The following is a 3,215-nucleotide window of genomic DNA, read 5'->3' on the forward strand; positions in this document are numbered from 1 at the left end:
CACATAATGTTATTGGCATCTACTAATACATCACTGGGGTAAATCTTTGATTTTAATTGTTGTAAAGGTGTGGCATGGATTAATGACACTTGAGTGTCAGAATCATTCATTTCCCAAAGTTGTCCATAAACACTGATCAATGTCGTATTTGGCCTTACACCTTTAATAAAACGGACAGTATCGCGTGAGTCTATAGTTGCGGATAATTGTTCTAAATTATCGATTATACCTGTATCTGGTGAGTAACGAGAAAACCCCATATCGGAGACCAGCAATAACTCCTCTTTTGGAGTAATAAAAATATCCCAAATATCTGATTTTAGGATCGCATCATCTTTTGAACTATTTGTTTTCAGTGGATAGGATTTACCTGCCTTTGTACTAAAACGTAAAACACCATCTGCAGTATTTAACCATAATTGATTATCCTTACCCGCCTCGATATTGTTTATTGACGAGGACGAATACTGTGCTTTTGTATCATCTGACACCAAAAAACTCTGTGTTGAACCATCGGAGAGATTGAACAAATTAAGACCATTTCGAGTTCCAACCCATAGTGAGTTTTCATCTTGCTGATGTATGCTCCAGATGTTGTTGTGGCTAAGGACTTTCTCTCCTCTTCCCCCCCGAGTATTATAAACATTATTAAAAAGTGTCGTTTTAGGTGACCAATAAATAGCGCCATCATCCTCAGAGCCAAGCCAAAGGTTATTTTGATTGTCTACTACCAAATCTCTTAGAACATCACTAGCAATGAACTCTTGGCTGTCAGTGGGTAATAGTATTTGTTGTAGCACATTACTTTTTGACTGATAGCTGAATAGCCCTTTATCGGTCGCCACATAAAATAGGCCTTTCTTGAAGTTCGCTAATTGCCATATATTACGATGCTTTATATGAAGTTTTGTCTCAGGAGGTGAGCGAGTAGTGAGAACGAACCGTCTAGCTTGAGAAAGTGACATGCTGAACAATCCTTCAACTGTGCCAATCCATAATGTGTCATGATCGTCTGCGTGTAACACTTTAATGTTGAGACTATCCTTTGCCTTAATTTCTGACTGAGTGTGACTAATCATAACAGGTGTGTTGCTGCCTTTTTTGAGTGCATACAAACCATCTCTTGTGCCAATAAAAAGGATACCTTGAGACAACAAGTGGACTCTTATATAATTTCCATTATCAATCATTTCATCGGGCAACAAATATTCAGCAGAAAGCTCATCGGTGATGTATGAATAGGAATAAACACCCTCACGCATTGAGAATAATATATTTCCCTCTTGGTCCTCGCTAATGAAATTGGCTTCTTGGGTTAATTGGTCATCACGCTTTAGCTTTAGATTGATGACATGTTTTACTGCATTCGTTCTAAGGTTATATTGATGGACGCCTTTGATTGAGTCACTAACCCAAAGGTTTTTTTTTGAATCTTGAAACAAGTAACTTATAGGTGCAGTATCAAATTCGTTGTTCGGACCCATTACCATCTGGTTTTGATAACCATCAAATCGGTTTAACCCTTCATCGGTGCCAAGCCATAAAAACCCCTCATTGTCTAGAAGCAGTGAGTTAATAGTATTTTGAGATAAACCATTTTCTGTTGATAATCGAGAAAATGTCGGATCAGAAATTAATGGCTCACTTTGACTGAACGATGATAAAAGCAGTAGTGAAACTGTTATTAAAAGGTAGTAATTCAGCGACTCGAAGAGTCTTCTTATCGATTTGCACAAATACATATTCTTCATCGTTTAAAAACTAAAAATTTACAAATCACTTTATACACTAAAGTTTCTGGCATTTCACAAAACGCGAGGTTTTATAATAACGTTTTCCTCTAAGTACTCATCAAGTGAGAATCAACAATTGGTGGTTTATCGGGTACCAAAAATCTTATCACCAGCATCACCAAGGCCAGGAAGTATATACCCATGTTCATTCAGTTTTTCATCAATTGCTGCGGCATAAATTTCCACGTCAGGATGGGCATCTTGAACCGCTTTTAAGCCCTCAGGGGCAGCAACTAAAAATAAACCCATAATACGTTTACAGCCTTTTTGTTTAAGTAGGTCAATGGTAGCAATAAGAGTGCCGCCTGTGGCTAACATTGGGTCTACAATTAATGCTGTGCGCTTTGCCGTATCTTTTACCACTTTGTCAAAATAGGCTACTGGCTGTAACGTTTTTTCATCACGATATAAACCTACCACACTGATTTTTGCATTAGGAATTAGCCTTAATACACCATCCAACATACCTAATCCTGCACGTAAAATAGGCACTACGGTTATTTTTTTACCTTTAATCTTTTTTATTGTTATTTTTTGCCCATCCCATGCTGTGGTTTCAACATCTTCAGTTTGCATATTTCTAGTGGCTTCATAAGTTAATAGGTTACCTACTTCACTGGCTAATTCTCTAAAATCTTTACTACTAATACCTTGTTCGCGCATTAAGCCTATTTTGTGTTGAATCAATGGATGATAAATTTCGTGTACGGGCATCATTATTTCTCGCGATTATTGTTGGGACTGTAATCTTGGACAAACTTTAGTCCGTGTTCCAAACATTCAGGATAGAACTGTTGAAAGCTAGACTCAAGCTGATTGCTATTTTGAAGTAAAAAAAATTGTGCTTTATTGGCAAATAGAACTCTATTTTTTAAGCGATTTTCAATACTCACAAATGCTCGGAAGCAGGTCTCAATATTCACATATTGATGTAACCATTGATGGGTTTTCAAGCGTTCAGCTTGTTGATTAAAATGTGTATTGTCAGGTAATGTAAATTGTTCAAGTTGATGATAAAAACGAGAAAAGATAATATTAAAGTGTGTGTTAGAGTATCGATTCCATGTTCGCATCAGCAGGTAATCAAAATAGATATCAATGATCACTCCGGCCATTCTTCGAATATCCTTTGGAAAAGATTGTTTTAATTCAATGATTAGAGGATGCGAATCTGTGAATACGTCAATGCTACGATGCAAACGAATACCCTGCTCAATTTCAAAGGGTAAGTACTGCAGTTGACTGCCTTTGACAAAATCCCCAAGAAAGTTCCCTAACAAATTTGTCTTCGTATGTGAGCCAATATGAATGTGGGCGATATAGTTCAAGTTAAAGCGTTCCCCTATTTATTAAGACATAACGCCCATGTAAAACCCAAAAATTCGTGAACTTAGTAGCAATCTTCGCTGATAAGACCAGTAT

The 3,215-nt window shown here is 37.0% G+C and carries 3 protein-coding genes; all 3 read right to left on the reverse strand.

Annotation, left to right across the window (positions count from 1 at the left end):
- Nucleotides 1-1,742: two-component regulator propeller domain-containing protein (locus QZ562_RS20645; protein ID WP_293764533.1), on the reverse strand; the 1,742-nt coding region annotated here is incomplete at its 3' end.
- Between the two features lie 135 nt (nucleotides 1,743-1,877).
- The gene (upp, locus tag QZ562_RS20650; RefSeq protein WP_293764538.1) at nucleotides 1,878-2,507 is read right to left on the reverse strand and encodes a uracil phosphoribosyltransferase; all 630 of its coding nucleotides are present in this window, start codon (nucleotides 2,505-2,507) and stop codon (nucleotides 1,878-1,880) included.
- Between the two features lie 2 nt (nucleotides 2,508-2,509).
- Nucleotides 2,510-3,121: an ACP phosphodiesterase gene (locus tag QZ562_RS20655; protein WP_293764535.1), complete on the reverse strand. Its 612-nt coding sequence runs from the start codon at nucleotides 3,119-3,121 to the stop codon at nucleotides 2,510-2,512.
- Nucleotides 3,122-3,215 lie beyond the last annotated feature (94 nt).

Source organism: uncultured Paraglaciecola sp., assembly GCF_913058035.1.
Classification (GTDB): Bacteria; Pseudomonadota; Gammaproteobacteria; order Enterobacterales; family Alteromonadaceae; genus Paraglaciecola.